This window comes from Xanthomonas sp. NCPPB 1754, from assembly GCF_041475725.2.
GTDB classification, from domain to species: domain Bacteria; phylum Pseudomonadota; class Gammaproteobacteria; order Xanthomonadales; family Xanthomonadaceae; genus Xanthomonas; species Xanthomonas euvesicatoria.
Genome location: NZ_CM192982.1, coordinates 4,764,307 through 4,785,430 on the forward strand (window position 1 = coordinate 4,764,307; position 21,124 = coordinate 4,785,430).

Genomic DNA, 21,124 nt, shown 5'->3' on the forward strand with positions numbered 1-21,124 from the left:
TCTAACTATAAGCAAAACCAATATGCATACCTCAAATGAATCTTGAGCCAGCTGGCTTCGGCCAGCCAGACTAGGCGCACTCTTAACGAGGATGGATGGATGAGCCAGGTCGTTACCCGGATCGAGCGGACGCCGTTGGCCATCGTCGACGCGCTGGCGCAGGCCGGCGTGGCCACCGCGCACGAAGCGCAGGGCCGCAGCGGCCTGCTGCACCATCGGCTACGTCCCATCTACGCCGGCTGCCGCATCGCCGGCACCGCGGTCACCGTGTCGATTCCGCCCGGCGACAACTGGATGATGCATGTGGCCATCGAGCAACTGCATGCAGGCGATGTACTGGTGGTCGCGCCCACCAGCGACTGTTGCGACGGCTACTTCGGCGACCTGCTGGCCACCTCGGCGCATGCGCGCGGATGTCGCGGCCTGATCATCGACGCCGGCGTGCGCGATGTGCGCGATCTCACTGCCATGCAGTTCCCCGCCTGGAGCCGCGCCATCTGCGCGCAGGGCACCATCAAGGAGACGCTCGGCTCGGTCAACGTGCCGCTGGTGTGCGCCGGGCAACTGATCCGGCCCGGCGATGTGGTGGTGGCCGACGACGATGGGGTCTGCGTGGTGCCGCGTGCCACCGCTGCCGAGGTGCTGACCGAGGCACAGGCGCGCCAGGCACGCGAGCTGCGCAAGCGCGAACGCCTGGCAAACGGCGAACTGGGCCTGGACATCTACGCGATGCGCGAACGTCTGGCCGCCAAAGGCCTGCGTTATGTCTGAGCGCGTGCGCGCGATGTGGATGCGCGGCGGCACCTCCAAGGGTGGATTCTTTCTGGCCGACGATCTGCCCGCCGACACCGCCGCGCGCGACGCGTTTTTACTGCGCGCCTACGGCTCGCCGGATGCGCGCCAGATCGACGGCATGGGCGGCGCCGACCCGCTGACGTCCAAGGTCGCCGTGGTGTCGCGCTCGACGCGTGCCGATGCCGACGTGGATTATCTGTTCCTGCAGGTCGCGGTGGAACACGCGCAGGTCAGCGATGCGCAGAACTGCGGCAACCTGCTGGCCGGCGTTGCCCCGTTCGCGCTGGAACGCGGCTTGCTGCCCGCACGCAACGGCCAGACCCAGGTGCGCATCTTCATGCGCAACACCGGTACCCTGGCCACCGCCACCGTGCAGACGCCCGGTGGCACGGTGCGGTACGACGGCGATGCCCGCATCGACGGCGTCCCCGGCACGGCCGCGCCGATCGCGCTGGCATTCGCCGATATCGCCGGCTCTTCGTGCGGCGCGCTGCTGCCGAGCGGGCATGCGGTGGACACGCTCGACGGCCTGCAGGTCACGCTGATCGACAACGGCATGCCCTGCGTGGTGCTACGCGCCAGCGATGTCGGCATCAGCGGTTACGAAGACCGCGCCACGCTCGACGCCGATGCTGCGCTCAGGGCGCGCCTGGAAACGCTGCGTCTGCAGGCAGGCCCGTTGATGCATCTGGGCGATGTAGGCACTGCCACAGTGCCGAAAATGATGCTGGTCGCCGCGCCGCGCGCCGGTGGTGCCATCAGCGTGCGCTCGTTCATCCCGCACCGCTGCCATGCCTCCATAGGCGTGCTGGGTGCGGTGACCGTCGCTACCGCCTGCCTGCTGCCCGGCTCGCCCGCCTACGCGCTGGCGCAGGTGCCTGGCGGGCGCAGCCAGCGGCTGGACGTCGAACACCCCAGCGGTGCGAGCAGTTGCCTGATCGAGCTCGATGCGCAGGGCAGCGTGGTCGGTGCCGCGGTGGTCCGCACGGCGCGCAAATTGTTCGATGGTGAGCTGTATGGCTGAACGTGCCGTTACATCGCCGAGCTGCCGCGGCCGCCATCGCAGCGGCACGTGTGCGTATGGACCGCCTGAGCAGGCCATCGACACGCAGCGCGTCGTGATCCGTGCCGATCTGCGCATCGGGACCGCCACATCCGTCGGGACCTGCAGCGTCCGTGCCCCCGGCCGCCCCACCTTGCGCGCAGGCAATCGCTGGCGCACCGCTTCCGCTGCAACGCACCCACCATCGCCATGATCATCGACTGCCACGGCCACTACACCACCGCGCCTGCCGCGCACGATGCGTTCCGCAAGGCGCAGATCGCGCATTACAACGATGCGCAAGCGCCTGTGCCGGTGTATCCGCACATCAGCGACGATGCGCTGCGCGAAAGTGTGGAGATGCACCAACTGCGCCTGCTGCGCGAGCGTGGTGCCGACATGACGATCTTTTCGCCACGCGCCAGCACCATGGCGCATCACATCGGCGACGAAGCCGTGAGCCAGGCGTGGACGCGCCACTGCAACGACCTGATTGCCCGCGTGGTACAGCTGTATCCGCAGACATTTATCGGCGTATGCCAGCTGCCGCAGTCGCCGGGCGTGCCGATCGCACACGCGATCGCCGAACTGGAACGTTGCGTCAACGAGCTGGGTTTCGTCGGCTGCAACCTCAATCCCGACCCGTCCGGCGGGCACTGGAACGGTGTGCCGCTGACCGACCGCGCCTGGTATACGTTCTTCGAAAAAATGGTCGAACTCGACGTCCCGGCGATGGTGCATGTCTCCGGCAGTTGCAATGCCAATTTCCATGCCACCGGCGCGCATTACCTCAATGCCGACACCACGGCCTTCATGCAGTTTCTCGAAGGCGATTTGTTCACCGATTTTCCGCAGCTGCGCTTCATCATTCCGCACGGCGGCGGTGCGGTGCCGTATCACTGGGGCCGTTTTCGCGGCCTGGCCGACATGCTGGGCAAGCCTGCGCTGTCAACGCATGTGATGGGCAATGTGTTCTTCGACACCTGCGTGTATCACCAACCCGGCATCGACCTGTTGTTCAAGGTGATCGACATCGACAACATCCTTTTTGGCTCGGAAATGGTCGGCGCAGTGCGCGGCATCGATCCGCAGACCGGCCACTATTTCGACGACACCAAACGCTACATCGATGCGCTGGCGATTTCCGATGCCGACAAGCACAAGGTGTTCGAGGGCAATGCGCGGCGGGTGTATCCACGGCTGGACGCACAATTGCGTGCGCGTGGGCTGTAGCCGTGTCCCCTTCTCCCGTCGGGACATTGTCCTCCTTTATGGGGGAGAAGGTGCCCGTAGGGCGGATGAGGGTACGGGCGAAGCCTCGTGCAGTCAGAATAATTGCGAGGCTTCGCCCCGTACCCTCACCCCAACCCCTCTCCCGAGGGGAGAGGGGCTTTATCACGCACCTTTGTTTCTCTTGGGCTTGGCTGGCAACCCGATAGTGGAAATCACACTGCCATCGGCACCTGCACGCATCAACACCATTCCCCAACCCCACAAACGCAAACACCCGCCTTGCGGCGGGTGTTTGCTTGAAAGCGGATCCAGCGATCAGTCGATCACTTGATCTTGCCTTCCTTGTACATCACGTGCTTACGCACGACCGGGTCGTACTTCATCATTTCCATCTTCCCCGGCGTGTTTTTCTTGTTCTTGTCCGTGGTGTAGAAGTGGCCGGTAGCGGCCGAGGAAATCATACGAATCTTGTCACGCTTGCCTTTTGCCATGACTGCTTACTCCTCAGACCTTTTCGCCGCGCGCACGCAGCTCTTTCAGAACGGCATCGATGCCGTTCTTGTCGATGGTGCGCAATGCATGCGCGGAAACACGGAGCTTCACCCAGCGGTTTTCGCTGGCAACCCAGAAGCGACGCTCGTGCAGGTTGGGCAGGAAGCGACGACGGGTTCTGTTGTTTGCGTGGGAGACGTTGTTACCCGTCTGCACACGCTTGCCGGACACTTGGCATACGCGGGACATTACGCACCTCGATAAATGAATTGCCACCCATAGCCTGGGGAGCGGCGGCCCCGACAGCGCAGGGCTGTCACGCAACGTTGGGAATCAAGAACTTACGCTGGAACAGGCCGGCAACCCCATTGCGCTGGGTACCGCCATCCGGAGCGATCCGGGCACAGCGAGCCGCGCATTATGCACGGCTTTCCTATGTGCCGCAAGCACTTACGCTACCTGCCCGGACGCGGTCGGCGGTGCACCCGGCAACGGTGCCAACGCGCGATCACCCGCCTCCGGCTTGCGCTGGCGCAGCGACCCGGCGCAGTTCCGCCCAGGCACCACGCGCCACCTGCCAGGCCGAGCGCAGAAACAAGAGCAGCAAGACCCCTGCGATCAGCAGGTCCGGCCAACCACTGCCGAACGCCCACACCGCTGCGCTGGCCGCCAGCACCGCCACGCCCTCGTAGACATCGTTGCGCGAGCAGGCCCAGGCCGATGCCAGGTTGATGTCGCCGCTACGGTAGGGCCACAACAGGCGCAGGCAGACCAGATTGGCGGCGAAGTTCAGCCCCGCCACCACTCCCATGCTCTGGAACAGCGGCAGCTGTGGGTGGGCCAGTTTCCAGCCGATCTCGGCTGCCACCGCCAGCGCCGCCAGCAGGATCATGCCGGCCTTGAGCAGGGCCACCCGCGCCTTGGCGGTCAGGCTGGCGCCAACCACAGCCAGGCTGAGTGCATAGGTGAGTGCATCGCCCAGATTGTCCAGGCTGCCGGACAGCAGCGAGGCCGCGCCGCTGTGCAGCGCGCCGGCCAACATCAGCGCAAAGCTGCCGGTATTGATCGTCAGCACCCACCACAGGACGCGCCGTTGGCGCGCCTGCATGGCGGCCACATCCAGGGTCTTGCCGCAGCCGCAGCAGGCATCGCTCATGGCGTGCTCCCGTGCGGCTGCGTGGGAAGCGATGCGACGCGTGGCGCCCGCTCCCGATGCAGCCAGCGATACAGCACCGGCAATACCAGCAGGGTGAGCAGGGTGGAGGAGACGATGCCGCCGATCACCACCGTGGCCAGCGGGCGCTGCACTTCGGCACCGGCACCGACGTTGAAGGCCATCGGCACAAAGCCCAGCGCGGCCACCAATGCGGTCATCAGCACCGGTCGCAGCCGCGCCAGCGCGCCTTCGCGCAATGCCTGCTCCAGCGGCATGCCCTCGGCGCGCAGGCTGCGCACGAAGGCGATCATCACCAGACCGTTGAGCACCGCCACCCCCGACAACGCGATAAAGCCCACGCCGGCGGAAATCGACAAGGCCAGCCCGCGCAGCGCCAACGCCACCACGCCGCCGGTCAGCGCCAGCGGCACGCCGCTAAACACCACCAGCGCATCGCGCAGCGAGCCGAACGACCAGTACAGCAGCGCGAAGATCAGCACCAAGGTGCCCGGCACCACCCAGGCCAGGCGCTGGCTGGCGGAGATCAGTTGATCGAAGGTGCCGCCGTAGCCGATCCAGTACCCGGTCGGCAGTTTGACCTGTGCCTTGACGCGCTGCTGCACCTCGGCCACGAAGCTCCCCAGATCGCGATCGCGCACGTTGGCCGTGATCACGATGCGGCGCTTGCCGTCTTCGCGGTTGATCTGGTTGGGCCCCAGCACGGTGTCGACCTTGGCGACCTCGCGCAGCGGCACGGTGGTCGGCTCGCCACTACGCCAGCCTGCCGCGCGGCTGGACTCGTCCGCATCGGCACGTTCGCCATCGCCACGCAGCGGGATCGGCAGATCGGCCAGCGCCGTCGGGTCCTGGCGCAGGGCTTCGGGCAGGCGCACCACGATGTCGAAGCGCCGGTCGCCTTCGAACAATTGCCCGGCCTCCTGCCCGCCTACGGCCGCCGCCACGGTGTCCTGCACCACGCCGGGATTGAGCCCGTAGCCGGCCAACGCGGCGCGATCGGGCACCACCGCCAGCATCGGCAAACCGGTGGCCTGTTCCAGACTCACATCGGCCGCACCGGGCACCGCGCCGGCGATTTCCTGCACGCGCTGCCCGAGCTGGACCAACGTGTCCAGATCGTCGCCATAGACCTTGATCGCCACATCCGCACGCACACCGGAGATCAGCTCGTTCATGCGCATCTGGATCGGCTGGGTGAACTCGTAATTGTTGCCGGGCAGCTGCTTCACCGCCTCCTCGATCTCGGCCAGCAACTGCGCCTTGGGCTTGCGCGGATCCGGCCACTGCGCACGCGGATGCATGATCAGGAAGGTATCGGCGACCGATGGCGGCATCGGGTCGGTGGCCACTTCGGCGGTGCCGAGTTTGCCGAACACATGCGCCACCTCCGGAAACTGCTTGATGCGTTTTTCCAGCGTGGATTGCATGGTGATGGCCTGCTCCAGGCTGGTGCCGGGAATGCGCAGGGCATGCAGCGCAATATCGCCTTCGTCCAGATTGGGGATGAACTCGCTGCCCAGGCGCGTGGCCAGCACCGCGCACAGCGCCACCGTTGCAAACGCTGTAATGCCGACCCACCGGCCGTGGCGCAGCGCACGTTCGAGCAATGGCGCGTAGACGCCGCGCGCCCAGCGCATTGCGCGGTTGTCGTGCTCGGCCACCTTGCCGCCGAGCAGCAACGCGATCGCTGCCGGCACGAAGGTCAGCGACAGCAGCATCGCGCCGGTCAGCGCCAGCACCACGGTGATCGCCATCGGGTGGAACATCTTGCCTTCGATGCCGGTGAGCGCGAACACCGGCAGATACACCGCGGTGATGATGCCCAGGCCGAACAGACTGGGGCGGATCACCTCGGCAGTGGCTTCGGCAGTGAGCGCGAAGCGCTCATCGCGTTCGAGCACGCGCCCCAGCCGGCGTTGCGCTTCGCCGAAGCGGCGCAGGCAGTTCTCTACGATGATCACCGCGCCATCGACGATCAGGCCGAAATCCAGCGCACCCAGGCTCATCAAATTGCCGGACACGCCACCACGCACCATGCCGGTGAGCGTGAACAGCATCGCCAGCGGAATCACTGCGGCCGTGATCAGCGCTGCGCGCACGTTGCCCAGCAACAGGAACAACACCACGATCACCAGCAATGCGCCTTCGATCAGGTTCTTGGCGACGGTGACGATGGTGCGGTCCACCAGCGCGGTGCGGTCGTACACCGGCACCGCCTGTACGCCGGCCGGCAGGCTGGCATTGGCCACCTCCAGCCGCTGCGCTGCGGCCTGCGCCACGGTGCGGCTATTGGCACCGACCAGCATGAACACCGTGCCGAGCACCACTTCGCTGCCGTCCTGGGTGGCGGCACCGGTGCGCAACTCACGGCCCTCGCCCACCTGCGCCACATCGCGCACGCGGATCGGCACGCCGGCGCGCCGATCCAGCACGATGGCGCCGATCTGCGCGATGTCGTCCACCTGCCCCGGCACCCGCACCAGAAACTGCTGGCCGTTGCGTTCGATATAGCCGGCGCCGATGTTGCGGTTGTTGGACTCGACCGCCTGGGCAACGTCGTCCAGCGTGAAACCCAGCGCAACCAGGCGCGCCGGATCGGGCGTGATATGGATCTGCCGCGCATACCCGCCGATGGTGTTGACCTCGGTCACGCCCGGCACATTGCGCAGCTGCGGGCGCACCACCCAATCCTGCAAGGTTCGCAGATCGGTCGCCGTCCATGCGGTGCCATCGGGCTTGCGCGCATGCGGCTTGGCCTCGACCGTGTACATGAAGATCTCGCCCAGGCCGGTAGCAATCGGTCCCAGCTGCGGCTCCAGATCGGCAGGCAAGTGCGACTTGACCTGCTGCAGACGCTCGGCCACCTGTTGCCGCGCGAAATACAGATCGGTGCCATCGGCGAACACCGCTGTGACCTGCGACAAGCCATAGCGCGACAGCGAGCGGGTGGATTCCAGACCCGGCAAGCCCGCCAGCACTGTCTCCAACGGAAACGTCACCCGCTGCTCGGATTCCAGCGGCGAATAGCCCGGCGCTGCGGTATTGACCTGCACCTGCACGTTGGTGATGTCCGGTGTTGCATCGATCGGCAAGCGCGAAAAACTCCACGCCCCGATCGTAATCAGCACACCGGTCAACGCCAGCATCAACCACCGCTGCGCGATCGCAAAGCGAATGATGTTGGTCAGCATGACACGCTCCTCCGTGCACACCCGGCACCGCGCCGCGCCGGTCGTTGCCCTCGCCCTGCCCCCGATCGAGAGCACCGCTTCCCTACCGCGCAGCCGCGCAACACGCCGAACAAACCACCACCCACACAGCAGCGCTGCTGCTGCTGCTGTTGCTGCTGCTGTTGCTGCTGCTGTTGCTGCTGCTGTTGCTGCTGCTGTTGCTGCTGCTGTTGCTGCTGCTGTTGCTGCTGCTGTTGCTGCTGTTGCTGTTGTTGTTGTTTGCTTTCGGGGCCCCATACCGCAGCGGCAAGGCCGGCAGATACAACCCGCAGGGCGGCGCGCATGGATGCGCGACGTTTTTGTAAGGGACAGGGACGTCCCTTACAAAAATTTCTGCCGGCCTTGCGAACCCGCAGCGCCGCAGGCGCGGAGGGCGCGAGGACGGGGTGTGCTTTCTTTTGGTTACTTTTCTTTGCACAAGCAAAGAAAAGTGACTCGCGCCCGAAGGGGCGCGAAAGCCTTTGCCCTAGCCCGAAGGGGCGCGAAAGCCTCTGCTCCAGCCCGAAGGGGCGCGAAAGCCTCTGCTCCAGCCCGAAGGGGCGCGAAAGCCTCTGCTCCAGCCCAAGAGGGCGCGAAGGCCTTGGACGTGGCACATTCCCCTGCACCAAACAAACGCCCCCACTCGACAACGCACTGCCACACAAACCAACGCGATCAATGATCATGCGAAGCCCCCGACTTTTCGATATCGGCCTTCACCAGATAACTCTGCTCCACCACCACCGCATCGCCCGGCGCCACGCCCGACACCACTTCCAACTGCTGCGCATCGCGCGCCCCCAGCTTCACCGGCCGCACTTCGTAGACATCGCCCACCCGTACAAACACCACGTCCCAGTCGCGGAACCGCTGCAACGCCCCCACCGGCACCACCATCGCTGCCGGCTGCTGCGCCACCGTCACCCGCGCCTTCACTGCAGAGCCCGGCCGCCACAAGCCATCGCTGTTGCGCAACACCGCGCGCGCCACGGTGCTCTGGCTCGCTGTCGCAGTGCCCGGCAATACGCGCTCCAACGTGGTCTGCGCCACCACGCCATCGCTGATGCGCGTGACCGTCACCGGCGCGCCGGCGGTGATATGCCCGGCGTCGGCGCCGAAGATGTGCAGATCCACCCACAAGGTGGACAGGTCGGCGATCTCGAACAAGGCCTGGCCTTCGCTGGCATTGCTGCCCAGGCTGGCATTACGCGCCAGCACGGTGCCGCTGATCGGTGCGCTCACCGAATAGGTGGTCAGGCTCAGATTGCTCTCCACCGTGGCCAGCACCTGACCGGCGCGTACCTGGTCGCCCACGTTGACGCGCAGGCTGCGTACCGGGCCGGGAAAACGCGCGGTCGCCTGTGCTTGCGCGCCTTCTGCCGGCGTCAGTAGCCCCTGCACTTCGTGCTGGTCGGCAATGCTGCCGGCGCCCACCGGCGCAACACGAATGCCGGCGTCCTGCGCGACTTTCGCCGCGATGGTGGTGCGGCCTTCATAGCTGGGATAGGCCCAGCGATGGGTCTTGCCCTGCACGGTGGCGCGCACCTCCACATCGAACGAATGCGGCTCGCTGACCGTGCTGTCGGCCAGCAGACTGCCGTCGTCGCGCGGCCGCAAGCGATGCACTTCATTGATACCGCCGAGCCGGGTCAGATGCACCTCCACCTTGCCGGCGGTGGCCGGCAATGGTTTGCCATCGCGGTACAGCCAGGCCTGGTACGTAGGCGGCGTGCCGTCTTCGGCGATGGCCAGCTCCACGCTGTCGCCGTCCTGGCTGAGCAACCGCCCGCCGTGCGTGCCGGTCTGGGCTTCATCAGCGTGCGCATCGGCGCCCGCCTCGCCTTCGGCGGCGTGCCCTGTGTGGTCTTCGTGCGCTGCGTCGCTGTTGCGGCTGCAGCCGCTGAGCACCAGCGCCAGCAGCAGCGGCGCAATCATGAAACGTGTCATCGAAGGCGGTCCTGGTTGGCGCCGACGCGCTGCGTCGGGCGAACGAATGGAAGTGGGTTGCGAAGAAGGTGCGCCTGGCGTGGGCAGCGTTTGGCGAGCGCTGGGTGCCGACATCGCTGCAGATGCGGCGATTCCGATAACGCCCTCACGCGCGGCATGAAAACGCAGTACCGAAACAGCAGTCATGGCGTCACCTGCGCGGCAGGCTCGCGCACGAACGGCTGCCCGGTCAGGCGCTGGATTTCGATCAGCGCCGTCTGTGCTTCCAGTGCGGCGGCCAGTTGCTGCTGGCGTGCATCGCTGCGTTGCGCCTGCAGCTGCGCCCAGTCCAGATAACTGGTGGCGCCGGCGCGATAGGCGCGCTCGGCGGCGGCATCGGCGCGTGCGAGCGCCGGCAGTACATCCTCGCGCATGCGCGTCACTTCCAGCTGTGCCGCGCGGTAGCGGCCATGCGCATCGGCCAGCGTGGCGTAGAGCACCGACGCCTGCGATTGACGTTCGATGTCCAGCAACGCCAGCTCCGCTTCGGCGGCGCGAATCTCCGGCTGCGCACGTGCAGCGCTGCCCAATGCCAGCCAGACGCTGCCAAGCAATGCAGTGGCGTCATTGCCTTCGAGCCGGCGCACGCCCACCTGCCAGTCCAGATCCGGGCGCGCCTGGCTGCGCGCCAGGCGTACGCGGGCTTCGCGCACGCGCTGCTCGCCGTTCAAGCGCGCCAGTTCCGGCGTGGCATCGAGCAGCTGCGCCAGCACCTCGAACTCGGGAATCGCCGGCAGCTGCAACGGGTCGCCGGTGATGGCGCCGAAGTCCGGCGTGCGCTCGCCCCACAACACCGCCAGCTGGCGGCGTGCGGCCAGCAGCTCCTGCTGCGCGCGATCGCGCTCCAGTTCTGCGCGCGCCTGCAGGGCTTGGGCGGTCAGCAGCACCGATTCGGGCGATGCGCCGGCCTGCAGCCGTTGGCGCGCAGCACTGACGGTGCGCTGGCGCTGGGCCAGCGTGTCCAGCGCCGCCGCGTGCCGCTGCGCGGCCATGCCGATGGCCAGGTAACGCCGCGCGACTTCGGCCAGCACATCCAGCCGGGCCAGGGCGCGTTGCGGTGCCAGCGCATCGAGACGTGCTTGCGCCAGGGTGCGGCGCGCGTCGAGCTTGCCGCCGCGTTCCAGCACGCCGGCCAGGGTGACGGTGAGTTCGGCCTGGTCCAGCGCGCGGGTGGGGCCGGTGCCGAACACGTTTTCCAGTTCGGCACCGATCCGCAACGGCGGACGCAGTGCGTCGCGCTCGGCGTCGGCGCTGAGGACCGCGCGTTGGCCATCGGCCAGGCGCAGATCGGGGTGCTGGCGGGCGACGCGTGCAATGGCGTCGTCCAGGGTCAGCACGGGTTTGGGCGGCAGGTCCTGCGCCTTGGCGCACGGCACCACCGCGAAGACGGCAAGCGCCGTCAGTCGCAACCACATGAGGGTGTCTCCGGAATCGGGATCGATGGACAGGCCGGCAGCTGCCGGCGATGCATCAGGCCGCGATCGGAGGACGCAATCCGGTCTCGCTCAGATGCGAGCGGTAGGCGGTGGTCAGCACGGGCGGCTGCCCGTGCGTGCGCGCAGGCAACGGGCCCCAGGCCAACGCCGGCAGCATGGCCGGGCTGTGCCCGTGGCAGTAGCCGCTGTGCATCAAGGCATGCAGCAAACCGGCACCGTCGCGTTCGCCGGCATCGCCTTCGTCGGCACCGTCATGGCCATGCGGTGCGGTGTCGTCCAGATGCGCCTGATCGTGCGCCAGCGCATGCACATCGCCCAGTGCGCAGGCGACCGGTGCAACCAGCACGCCCATGACCAGCACCAGCAACGCCATCAGGCGGAGCAACGGGTGCGACAGGCGGGCGCGAGGAAGCAGCATGGGCGCAGCGTATAGGGGCCGGGGTGGTTACACAATTGCACGGGGTGTTGCGTTGTTTGATGCGCTCGGTGGCTTTCAAAGCTCAGTGGTTCGAGCGCGCGGTGCCCTCGCCGCTCGCGGGACACGCCGTCAACCCGTCCATGGGGGCTCGATGGCGGCATCCATGCCGCAAGCGGCGAGGACACCGCACCAGACAGTTGGCTGGTGATTCTTACTGAAGAGCGAGAGCCACGTCCGGTGGTCTGCTGGTTGCTTGTTGAAAACGCTGCACACCAACGCGACTGGTCCTTGCCCGCCTACCGTCGTGGGGCCCTTGGCGGCATGGATGCCGCCACGGAGCCTACATGGACGCACTTGCGGCGTGTCCCGCGATGGTGGGCGGGCAAGGGCCCTGGAGTAAACGCGAAGACCTTGAGGGCGCGATGCCCTCACCGCACTAGAAGGTTGGCCGGCGGTCGGCAATGCGACCCAGCATCACGGCGCCGCGCGACCGGCCGATTTGGCGTCTATCGGGCGTGCCTTGCTCTCAGCGATAAAGGCGCGCACCTGCTGCTCCAGCACCGGCAAGGTGACCGAGCCCTGGCGCAGCACCACATCGTGGAAGGCCTTGATGTCGAAGCGGTCACCCAGCGCCTTTTCTGCCTCGGCGCGCAGCTTGACGATGGTGATCTCGCCCAGCTTGTAGCTCAGCGCCTGGCCTGGCCAGGAGATGTAGCGGTCCACTTCGGTGGTGACTTCGTGCTCGCTGAGCGCAGTGCGGTCGCGCAGATAGGCCAGTGCCTGCGCGCGGCTCCAGCCGTCATGGTGCACACCGGTGTCGATCACCAACCGGCAGGCGCGCCACATTTCGTAGGTGAGCCGGCCGAATTCTTCGTACGGGGTTTCGTAGATGCCCATCTCCTGGCCGAGCTTTTCGGTGTACAGCGCCCAGCCCTCGCCGTAGGCGGAAATGTAGTTCTCGCGCCGGAACGCCGGTTGCTCACCCTGCTCCAGCGCCAGCGACCCCTGCAGCGAATGACCCGGCGAGGACTCGTGCAACGTCAGCGCCGGCAAGTTGTACAGCGGCCGCGATGGCAGGTTGTAGGTGTTGACCCAGTAAGTGGTGGCGCCGCCGCGGCCGGCGGTCCAGAACGGGGCGATATCGTCGGGCACCGGCTTGATGGTGAAGCGCCCGCGCGGCAGCGTGCCGATGAACTTGCCCACCTGCCCGTCCACGCGCTTGGAAATCCATGCGGCGCGATCGAGCAACTCCTGCGGGGTCTTGGCGTAGAACTGCGGGTCGGTGCGCAGGAAGGCCAGGAACTGCGCGAAGCTGCCCTTGAAACCCACCTGCTGGATGATGGCGTTCATCTGGGTCTGGATGCGCGCCACTTCGTCCAGGCCGATCTGGTGGATCTGCTCGGGCGTCAGTTCCAGCGTGGTGTATTCGCGGATTTGCTGCCGGTAGAACGCCTTGCCGTCGGGCAGTGCTTCGGCCGCCAGCGTGGTGCGCGCCTTGGGCATGTAGTCGTTGCGGAAGAACGTCAGCAGCTTGCTGTACGCCGGAAGGACGGCGGTGCGCAACGCGGCCTTGGCCTGTTCGCGCAGTTGCGCCTGCTCGGCCGCCGGGATCTGCGCAGGCAGCTGCTTGAACGGCGCGTAGAAAGTGGATTCGGTGGGATCTTTGACATCGGCCACGGTGGCGATGGAGACATCGCGCCCGTCCAGCACGGCACGCGGCACGCTGAATCCGCGTGCCAGGCCGGCGCGCATGTTGACCGTCTGCTGGTCGAAATAGCGCGGTACATCGTTCAGGCGCGCGATGTAGGCGCGGTACTCGGCCGCGGTCTTCATCGGCCGCTGCGCCATGAAGCCCAGATTCGACCAGAACGAGCTATCCGAATTGAACGGCATTTCGTACAGGCGCAGGCGCACTTCGGCGGCCAGGTTTTCCACCTGCGGGCGGTAGATGGCGAAGTTGATCTGGTTGGCCGGCGAGAGCTGCTTCGGGTCGATGCCGTCGAGCTGCTTGAGTACGCCGTCCCATACCGCCAGACGCGCCTGCTGCGCGGCCGCGCTGACATCGGGCAGATGCGTGTTGTCGCCGGTGGTGTCGCTGTCTTCGTCGGCCTGGCCGGTCTCGGCCTGGCGCCAGGCCCACTCTTTCTCGTAGATCGCGCGAAAGCGTGCATCGGCCGGTGCCTCGGCGGTGAGCGTGGCCGGGGCCGGTGGCGTGGCGGCCTGCGCCGAGGGGGCGGCGAAGCCTGCGCCCAGCAGGGCGAGCGAGAGTGCGGCGGCGAGCGGAGAGGTCACGTGCGGAAGCCTGATCTGGAGCGAACGCCCGATCATGGCAGCACCCGGTCGTGCTGCCATGGGCCGGAAGTCCCAACACGGGCTGGTGCAGGGGCATGGCTGGAGTGTCGGTGCTGCCCTGTTATTGACGGGCGTGTCAGGGGGACTGCCCCCATCCGCCCTTCGGGCACCTTCCCCCGCAGGCGGGGGAAGGGACTTTTAGGTTTGTCAGGGAAGGACGAGACGCCCTTGGTGAGTGCGGTATCGCCCCCTCTCCCGCTTGCGGGAGAGGGTCGGGGTGAGGGCCGCTTGGGACCGGCCGACGCGGCTTCGGCTCAGCCCTTGCGCACCACCACCAGGTGCCGCTCGCCCTCCAGGCCGGGGACCTGCAGCGGGTGCACCTCGCCAACGGTCCAGCCGGCCGGCAATGCGGCGATTTCCTCGTGCGGGTACACACCCTTCATTGCCAACAGGCTGCCGCCCGGGCGCAACAGGTGGCCGCCGACGGCGATGATGCCGGCCAGCGTGTCCAGCGCGCGCGCGGTGAGGTGGTCGTAGGCGGCCGGCTCGTCCAGCGCTTCGGCACGGGATTCGGCCACGCGAGCGTTGCCCAACTCCAGATGGCGCAAGGCCTCGCGCATGAAGCGCGCCTTCTTGCCATTGCTTTCCACCAGCGTCACCTGCAGCTGCGGGCGGGTGATCGCCAGCGGGATGCCGGGCAAGCCGGGGCCGGTGCCAAGGTCGGCCAGGGTACCGCTGGCGATGTAGGGCTGCATGGCCAGCGAATCGAGCAGATGGCGGGTGACCATCTCGCGCGGGTCGCGCACGGCGGTGAGGTTGTAGGTCTTGTTCCAGCGCACCAGCAGGGCCAGGTAGCGCAGCAGCGGTGCGGCGAAGGCCGCATCCAGGGATTGGGCCTGCAGGCCGCGTTCGAGCGCGGCAGAGACATCGGGGGCGAGTGCGGCATCGTTCATGGCGCGATTATCGCAGCTGGGCTGGCGGGCATGCGCGCACCGATCTTTGCATCGCGGCTGGGAATGGCGTGGTTGCCTCGGCAGGCCGCTGCCCTGCCGCGTGCTGCCCGGCCGCGCCGTGGCTGGCTGTGCTGAACCACCGGCCGTGACGCTGCAACACGTGACACAAAACGGACATGCCGTGGCCACAGCATGGTCGTGTCTGCTTGCCTGCCGTTTGTCCATGCCTGTGATCGACCCGTCTGCCGCCTCACCCCTGCCTGATTGCGCTGCCACGCCGGCGCCACCGGATCCGAGCCGGCGGCGCATCCTCATTGCCGGCGCCAGCCTGGCCGCGGCGGGGCTGCTCAGCCCGTTCGCACGCGCCAGCGGCAGTGCCGATCCCTTCACGCTGGGCGTTGCGGCCGGCGACCCGTTGGCCGATGGCTTCGTACTCTGGACACGGCTGGCACCCCGCCCGCTGGACCCGGACGGACGCGGCGGCTTGCGCGCAGCGGTGCCGGTGCGCTGGCAGGTGGCCAGCGACCCGCAGATGCGCACCATCGTGCGCCAGGGCGAGACCGTCGCCAGCCCCGTCTGGGGCCACGCGGTGCACGTGGAGCTCACCGGTTTGGCGGCCGATCGTCCCTACTGGTATTGCTTTCAGGCCCTGGGTGCACGCAGCCCGATCGGCAGTGCGCGCACCCTGCCGGCGGCGCATCGGACGCCGGACGCAGCGCGGTTCGGGTTTGTCTCCTGCTCGCACTGGGAACTGGGGTATTTCAGTGCCTACCGCCACCTGGCCGCGGAACAGCCGGACCTGGTGTTCTTCCTCGGCGATTACATCTACGAGTACAGCAACCACGGCGAGGCGGCGCACAAGATCGTGCGCCCGCACGGCAGCGGCGAATGCCTGGATCTGGCCGGCTACCGCAACCGCTACGCGCTCTACCGCACCGACCCGGACCTGCAGGCGCTGCACGCCGGCAGCGCCTGCGTGGCGACCTGGGACGACCACGAGGTACAGAACGATTACGCCAATCGCTGGTCGCAGGACCCCTCGATTCCGGTCGATACCTTTCTGGCCCGGCGCGCTGCCGCCTACCGCGCCTTCTACGAACATTTCCCGCTGCGTGCGCGGCATCGCCCGCACGGCGCGGACATGCGCATCTACCGCTCCTTCGATTACGGCCAGCTGGCGCGTTTCTACGTACTCGATGGCCGCCAGTACCGCAGCGAGCAGCCCTGCCCGCAAGCCAATGGCTGGCGCGGCGGCCATGTGGTGGCCGACAGTTGCCGCCAGCGCACCGACCCGCAGCGCACCATGCTCGGCTGGGAGCAGGAGCGCTGGCTGCATGGCGGCTTCGCGCAGTCGCCCGCGCGCTGGAATGTCATTGCGCAGGATCTGCTGGTGGCACCGATGCGCCAGGCAGGGCGCGACGGCGTGGTCGGGCACTGGACCGATGGCTGGGACGGCTACCCGGCCACGCGCGAGCGCATGCTCGATGCGATTGCCAAAACGCGCCTGCGCAACCCGGTGTTCTGGGGCGGCGACATCCACTCGTATTGGGTCACCGACCTGAAGGCCGATCCGGCCGACGACGCGTCGGCAACGCTGGCTACCGAATTCGTCGGCACTTCGATCACCTCCGACGGCCAGAGCAACGACGAACTGCACGCGACCATGGCAGCCAACCCGCATGTGCACTACGTGGACGGGCAAACGCGCGGCTATGTGTCGGTGACGCTTACGCCGGGCCAGATGGAAACCCGGCTGCAGGGCATCTCCGATCGGCGCGACCGCAACGCCACGGTGTCGACCACCAAGCGCTTCGTGGTGGAGGACGGCAGACCCGGCGCAGTGGAGGCCTGAGCCGGGGCGGCAGCCGCGGACGCACTGCCCCGAGGCTGGTGCGCGCGGCATCCTGCTCGCGGCGCACTGTGCGGCCCATCGCGTTAACGCGCCCGGGGGCGGTCACGGACACGTGGCGGTAAGACGGCGGCGCTACACCTGCACGCAGCCGCAGCCGCCTGAAGGACACGCATGACCGTCTCCGATCCCGCCCGTCGCCGCATCCTGCAAGGCTTGGGTGCCGGTGTGTTGCTGCCGGCCACTGCCGCTTGGTCTGCGCGCAGCCTGGCCGCGCCGTCGGGACGACCCACCATCACCGACGGGGTGCAGAGCGGCGATGTGCTGGACGACCGCGCGATGCTGTGGAGCCGTGCCGACCGCCCGGCGCGGTTGCGGGTGGAATGGGACACCCGCCCAAGCCTGCGTCAGGCGCGGCGCGTGGACGGCACGATCGCATCGGCGGCGCACGACTTCACCGCACGTGCGGACCTGAGCGGCCTGCCACGCGACCAGGACATCTTCTATCGCGTGCGTTTCGAAGATGCCGACAGCGGTGTGTTGAGCGCGCCCGTCCACGGCCATCTGCGCAGCGCACCGCAGGCGCGTGGCGATGTGCGCTTTGTCTGGAGCGGCGACACGGTTGGCCAGGGCTTCGGCATCAACCCGGACATCGGCGGCATGCGCATCTACTCGGCGATGCGCGAGCGCAATCCGGATTTCTTCCTGCACAGCGGCGACACCATCTACGCCGACAGCCCGATCCCGGCCGAGCTGACGGTGGAAGACGGCAAGCGCTGGCGCAATCTCACCACCGCGGCCAAAAGCAAGGTGGCCGAGACGCTGGACGAATTTCGCGGCAACTACCGCTACAACCTGCTCGATGCGCACGTGCGCCGCTTCAATGCCGAGGTGCCGCAACTGTGGCAATGGGACGACCACGAAACCACCAATAATTGGTCGCCCGGCAAGCAACTGGATGCGCGCTATCAGGTACGCGACATCGACGTGCTGGCCAGGCGCGCCCGCCAGGCGTTCCTGGAATACGCGCCGATGCGCGGCGTGCGTGCCGACGGCAGCGGGCGTATCTACCGCAAGATTGCCTACGGCCCGTTGCTGGATGTGTTCGTGCTGGACATGCGCAGCTACCGCGGCGCCAACAGCGACAACCTGCAACCGCGGCCCGGTCCCGATGCCGCGTTTCTCGGGCCGGAGCAACTGGCGTGGTTGCAGCGCGAACTGGCCGGCTCGCGCGCGCAATGGAAGGTGATTGCCGCCGACATGCCGATCGGCCTGCAGGTGCCAGATGGCGAAGATGGAAACGGGCGCCCGCGCTGGGAGGCGATTGCCAATGGCGACCCCGGCGTGCCACGTGGCCGCGAACAGGAAATCGCCACGCTGTTGCGCTTCATCAGCCGCGCACGCATCCGCAATACGGTGTGGCTCACCGCCGACGTGCATTACTGCGCGGCGCACTACTATCACCCCGATCGCGCCGCGTTTCAGCAGTTCGAACCGTTCTGGGAATTTGTCGGCGGCCCGCTCAATGCCGGCAGTTTCGGGCCCAATGCACTGGATGCCACGTTCGGCCCGAGCGTGGTGTTTCAAAAAGCGCCACCTGCGCCCAACACCTCGCCGCTGGCCGGTTACCAGTTCTTTGGCGAAGTGGACATTGATGGCCGCAGCGGCGTCCTCACGGTGACGTTGCGCGACCTGGATAGGGTGGCGCAGTTCCGTCAACCGATTCTGCCGCACGGCGTGGCGTAGGAACGCGGCGGACGGATTACGCGCCCGCCAACGGATGGAACGCCAATGCGGCGCGGCACTCTGGAGTGGCCCACCATTCGTGCAGCTGCCAGTGTTCGGCCTGGCCAAGTTCCGGATCGCACCACTGCAGGCGCAGTGCGCCGTCGGGCGCGGGCGCATACGCAAGCCGGTGCAAGCCGAACGACAGGCCATGCCCATGGGCCTTGAGCAAGGCTTCCTTGGCGCACCACAGCCGGAAGAACAACGCGTGCTGTGCGTCCGGCGCCAGCGCAGCGAGCAAGGCGATTTCATCGCGATGGAAGAAGCGTTGCGCGATCTCCAGCACACGCGGGCGCGCACGAATGCGCTCCAGATCCACGCCCAGTCGCACGCCCTGGCCCAGCCCTACCAGCAGATAGTCGCCGCTGTGGCTCCAACCGGTATCGCGGTCGGGCAGCGCCGGCTGCAACGAGGGACGCCCGCGTGCATCGCGCTGCAATGGCACCACTGCCGGGTCGATGCCCAAGGCCGGGCCGAGCAACTGACGCGCCTGCGGCTCGCCACGCTCGCCGGGGCGGTGCGGGCGTAGCCACAGCTGCACCGGGCCAACCTGCCAGCTCGCATGCGCTGTCACGCGCCGTGCACCAAGCCGAACATTCGGCCACACCGTTCATCGCGCTCGACAGCTGCTTCACGCGCAGCTGCGTTGAATGGCGCCCATGCACCACTTCCGGTGCACGCGAACATGGAGATCAGCAACATGGGCATCATCATCTGGTTGATCGTCGGCGGCATCGTGGGTTGGCTGGCCAGCATCATCATGCGCCGCGACGCGCAGCAGGGCATCATCCTCAATGTGGTGGTGGGCATCGTGGGCGCACTGATCGCCGGTTTCCTGTTTGGTGGCGGCATCAACCAGGCCATTACGCTATGGACCTTCGTGTGGTCGCTGGTGGGTGCGGTGATCTTGCTGGCCATCGTCAATCTGGTGACCCGCGGCCGCCTGCGCTAACGCAGCGCCTCACACCGCTCTCGCGTCGCGCAACGCCCGGGCCTGCCCGGGCGTTGTCGTTTCAGCCTTTCGCGGCAATGCGATCGGCCGGGTGGTGCACGCCGTCTTCCACCGGCACGGCGATGTTCAACGCATACGGATTGACGCCTTCCAGGCAGCCGACGTTATAGCCGTATTCGTTGGGATTGGAGCGGCGCCGGTGATGGGTGTAGATGCCGCACACGCCGCAGAAATAATGCGCTGCGGTCTGCGTGTTGAATTGATACAGCTGCAGCACTTCCTCGCCCTGCACTACATGCAGGCCATCGAGGGTGACCGACGCGACGATGGCGCCGCGCCGGCGGCACATCGAGCAATCGCAGCGGCGTGGATCGAGCAGGCCATGCGGCAGATCCAGATCGATTTGCACTGCACCGCAGTGGCAACTCAGGCGATGCACCGGCCCCAGCGTGACATCGCCCACCTTGTGCGTGCTACGACGCAGATGCCGTTCGCTCATGCGCCGACCTCCGCCAGCCGCACCCACGCCGGCGCATGGTCACTGGGCCGCTCCCAGGTCCGCGGTTCGCGATCGATGCCCGATTCCACCGCGCGCGTGCGCAACGCGTCCGAGACCAGGGTCAGGTCGATACGCAAGCCCAGATTGCGGCGGAAACCGGCCTGGCGGTAATCCCACCAACTGAAGTGCTCGGCGTCCTGGTTGTGCAACCGGAATGCGTCGTGCAAGCCCAGCGCCAGCAGTTTGTCCAACGCGGCGCGCTCGTCGGTCGAGGTGAGGATGTGGTGCTCGTTCCACACCGTTGCATCGTGCACGTCGCGCGCGTCCGGGGCGATGTTGAAGTCGCCCAGCACCACCAGCTGCGGGTACCGCTGCAGCTCCTGCGCGATCCAGTCGTGCGCTGCGGCGAGCCAGCGCAACTTGTAGGCGTACTTGTCGGTGCCCACGTCCTGGCCATTGACCACATACAGATTGATGATGCGCACGCCATCCACCGTGGCGGCGATGACGCGCTGCTGCACATCGTCGAGCCCGGGGATGCCCATCTGCACGTCAACTGCCGGCGAGCGCGACAGGATCGCCACGCCGTTATAGGTTTTCTGCCCGCAGAACACGCTGCGGTAGCCCAGTGCCGCCAGCGCTGCATCGGGGAACTTGTGGTCTTCCAGCTTGGTTTCCTGGATGCCCACCACATCCGGCGCAAACGCGGCGAGCCACTGTTGCAGGTGCGGCAGGCGCACATTGAGCGAGTTGACGTTCCAGGAGGCAATCTTCATGGCGCGGACCGTGGTTCAAACCACCAATGGTACCGCGCCATGCGTCGCCCTCAGGACGGTGGAGCCCGGCGTGGCGGAACCGGGCTATTCCGCCACGCGCTGCCGTGCCGTGTGTGGGAAGGCGCGCGTGCCGGCCTGGCGTGCGCGTCTATGCGCTTGCCGCCGAACGTTGGCGAGCGGCCTGCGCCTACGCGCGGGCGCTGCCGGTCGGGCGACCGCCGCCCGTGAGCGAA

Annotated in this window: 19 protein-coding genes and 1 pseudogene; 7 read left to right on the top strand and 13 right to left on the bottom strand. The window is 67.2% G+C overall.

Annotated features, from left to right (window positions below):
* Positions 1-99 precede the first annotated feature (99 nt).
* From ACCQ15_RS20505 to ACCQ15_RS20515, 3 genes are all read left to right on the top strand, one after another.
* On the top strand, positions 100-771 hold the full coding sequence (locus tag ACCQ15_RS20505) for a 4-carboxy-4-hydroxy-2-oxoadipate aldolase/oxaloacetate decarboxylase (RefSeq protein WP_372171534.1): 672 nt from the start codon (positions 100-102) through the stop codon (positions 769-771).
* Positions 764-1,819, top strand: a complete 1,056-nt coding sequence (locus ACCQ15_RS20510) for a 4-oxalomesaconate tautomerase (protein ID WP_008572521.1) — start codon at positions 764-766, stop codon at positions 1,817-1,819. Before ACCQ15_RS20505 ends, ACCQ15_RS20510 begins: the two co-directional genes overlap by 8 nt.
* A 228-nt stretch (positions 1,820-2,047) precedes the next feature.
* Entirely contained in the window at positions 2,048-3,070 is a 1,023-nt protein-coding gene (locus ACCQ15_RS20515; RefSeq protein ID WP_372381010.1) for an amidohydrolase family protein, read from the top strand.
* Between the two features lie 323 nt (positions 3,071-3,393).
* Here the strand turns inward: ACCQ15_RS20515 and rpmG are convergent, their stop codons facing one another.
* The 4 genes from rpmG to ACCQ15_RS20535 all read right to left on the bottom strand — a co-directional run bounded on the left by rpmG (position 3,394) and on the right by ACCQ15_RS20535 (position 7,927).
* Positions 3,394-3,561, bottom strand: a complete 168-nt coding sequence (rpmG, locus tag ACCQ15_RS20520; protein ID WP_002809462.1) for a 50S ribosomal protein L33 — start codon at positions 3,559-3,561, stop codon at positions 3,394-3,396.
* A gap of 13 nt (positions 3,562-3,574) precedes the next feature.
* Positions 3,575-3,811 carry a 50S ribosomal protein L28 gene (gene rpmB, locus ACCQ15_RS20525; protein WP_002809459.1) on the bottom strand — a complete coding sequence of 79 codons (237 nt, stop codon included), beginning with the start codon at positions 3,809-3,811 and terminating at the stop codon, positions 3,575-3,577.
* 259 nt (positions 3,812-4,070) lie between these two features.
* The gene (locus ACCQ15_RS20530; RefSeq protein WP_014091430.1) at positions 4,071-4,718 is read right to left on the bottom strand and encodes a cation diffusion facilitator family transporter; all 648 of its coding nucleotides are present in this window, start codon (positions 4,716-4,718) and stop codon (positions 4,071-4,073) included.
* Positions 4,715-7,927, bottom strand: a complete 3,213-nt coding sequence (locus ACCQ15_RS20535; protein ID WP_372381011.1) for an efflux RND transporter permease subunit — start codon at positions 7,925-7,927, stop codon at positions 4,715-4,717. The genes ACCQ15_RS20530 and ACCQ15_RS20535 overlap by 4 nt, the downstream gene beginning before the upstream one ends.
* 44 nt (positions 7,928-7,971) lie before the next feature.
* On the opposite strand from ACCQ15_RS20535, the gene ACCQ15_RS20540 reads away from it, so the two are divergent.
* Positions 7,972-8,271, top strand: coding sequence for a hypothetical protein (locus ACCQ15_RS20540; protein ID WP_372381598.1), 300 nt, complete (start codon positions 7,972-7,974; stop codon positions 8,269-8,271).
* Between the two features lie 349 nt (positions 8,272-8,620).
* Here the strand turns inward: ACCQ15_RS20540 and ACCQ15_RS20545 are convergent, their stop codons facing one another.
* The 6 genes and pseudogenes from ACCQ15_RS20545 to rsmG all read right to left on the bottom strand — a co-directional run bounded on the left by ACCQ15_RS20545 (position 8,621) and on the right by rsmG (position 15,030).
* A complete protein-coding gene (locus tag ACCQ15_RS20545; RefSeq protein WP_372381012.1) occupies positions 8,621-9,892 on the bottom strand; it encodes an efflux RND transporter periplasmic adaptor subunit in 1,272 nt (423 codons plus the stop codon).
* Positions 9,893-10,074: 182 nt separating this feature from the next.
* Positions 10,075-11,346 carry a TolC family protein gene (locus ACCQ15_RS20550; RefSeq protein WP_011349031.1) on the bottom strand — a complete coding sequence of 424 codons (1,272 nt, stop codon included), beginning with the start codon at positions 11,344-11,346 and terminating at the stop codon, positions 10,075-10,077.
* Between the two features lie 55 nt (positions 11,347-11,401).
* Positions 11,402-11,785, bottom strand: a complete 384-nt coding sequence (locus ACCQ15_RS20555) for a DUF2946 family protein (protein WP_011349032.1) — start codon at positions 11,783-11,785, stop codon at positions 11,402-11,404.
* An 89-nt stretch (positions 11,786-11,874) separates the two neighbouring features.
* A pseudogene (locus ACCQ15_RS20560) lies at positions 11,875-12,139 on the bottom strand (hypothetical protein); the annotation flags it as partial.
* Between the two features lie 120 nt (positions 12,140-12,259).
* The gene (locus ACCQ15_RS20565; RefSeq protein WP_127171735.1) at positions 12,260-14,077 is read right to left on the bottom strand and encodes a DUF885 domain-containing protein; all 1,818 of its coding nucleotides are present in this window, start codon (positions 14,075-14,077) and stop codon (positions 12,260-12,262) included.
* Between the two features lie 314 nt (positions 14,078-14,391).
* Complete coding sequence (rsmG, locus tag ACCQ15_RS20570) at positions 14,392-15,030, bottom strand: 16S rRNA (guanine(527)-N(7))-methyltransferase RsmG (RefSeq protein ID WP_008575964.1); 639 nt, start codon at positions 15,028-15,030, stop codon at positions 14,392-14,394.
* Between the two features lie 223 nt (positions 15,031-15,253).
* Between rsmG and ACCQ15_RS20575 the strand changes: the two genes are divergently transcribed.
* Both ACCQ15_RS20575 and ACCQ15_RS20580 read left to right on the top strand, forming a co-directional pair.
* Complete coding sequence (locus ACCQ15_RS20575) at positions 15,254-16,882, top strand: alkaline phosphatase D family protein (RefSeq protein WP_372381013.1); 1,629 nt, start codon at positions 15,254-15,256, stop codon at positions 16,880-16,882.
* Positions 16,883-17,053: 171 nt separating this feature from the next.
* Positions 17,054-18,625 carry an alkaline phosphatase D family protein gene (locus tag ACCQ15_RS20580; RefSeq protein ID WP_277573377.1) on the top strand — a complete coding sequence of 524 codons (1,572 nt, stop codon included), beginning with the start codon at positions 17,054-17,056 and terminating at the stop codon, positions 18,623-18,625.
* A gap of 16 nt (positions 18,626-18,641) precedes the next feature.
* Here ACCQ15_RS20580 and ACCQ15_RS20585 read toward each other — a convergent pair whose 3' ends face one another.
* The gene (locus ACCQ15_RS20585; RefSeq protein WP_008575969.1) at positions 18,642-19,238 is read right to left on the bottom strand and encodes a 4'-phosphopantetheinyl transferase family protein; all 597 of its coding nucleotides are present in this window, start codon (positions 19,236-19,238) and stop codon (positions 18,642-18,644) included.
* A gap of 126 nt (positions 19,239-19,364) precedes the next feature.
* Here ACCQ15_RS20585 and ACCQ15_RS20590 point away from each other — a divergent pair, with 126 nt between their 5' ends.
* Positions 19,365-19,616: a GlsB/YeaQ/YmgE family stress response membrane protein gene (locus ACCQ15_RS20590; RefSeq protein WP_005914591.1), complete on the top strand. Its 252-nt coding sequence runs from the start codon at positions 19,365-19,367 to the stop codon at positions 19,614-19,616.
* Between the two features lie 61 nt (positions 19,617-19,677).
* Here ACCQ15_RS20590 and ACCQ15_RS20595 read toward each other — a convergent pair whose 3' ends face one another.
* Both ACCQ15_RS20595 and xth read right to left on the bottom strand, forming a co-directional pair.
* The gene (locus tag ACCQ15_RS20595; protein WP_008575974.1) at positions 19,678-20,115 is read right to left on the bottom strand and encodes a GFA family protein; all 438 of its coding nucleotides are present in this window, start codon (positions 20,113-20,115) and stop codon (positions 19,678-19,680) included.
* A complete protein-coding gene (gene xth, locus ACCQ15_RS20600; RefSeq protein WP_008575976.1) occupies positions 20,112-20,891 on the bottom strand; it encodes an exodeoxyribonuclease III in 780 nt (259 codons plus the stop codon). The genes ACCQ15_RS20595 and xth overlap by 4 nt, the downstream gene beginning before the upstream one ends.
* Positions 20,892-21,124 lie beyond the last annotated feature (233 nt).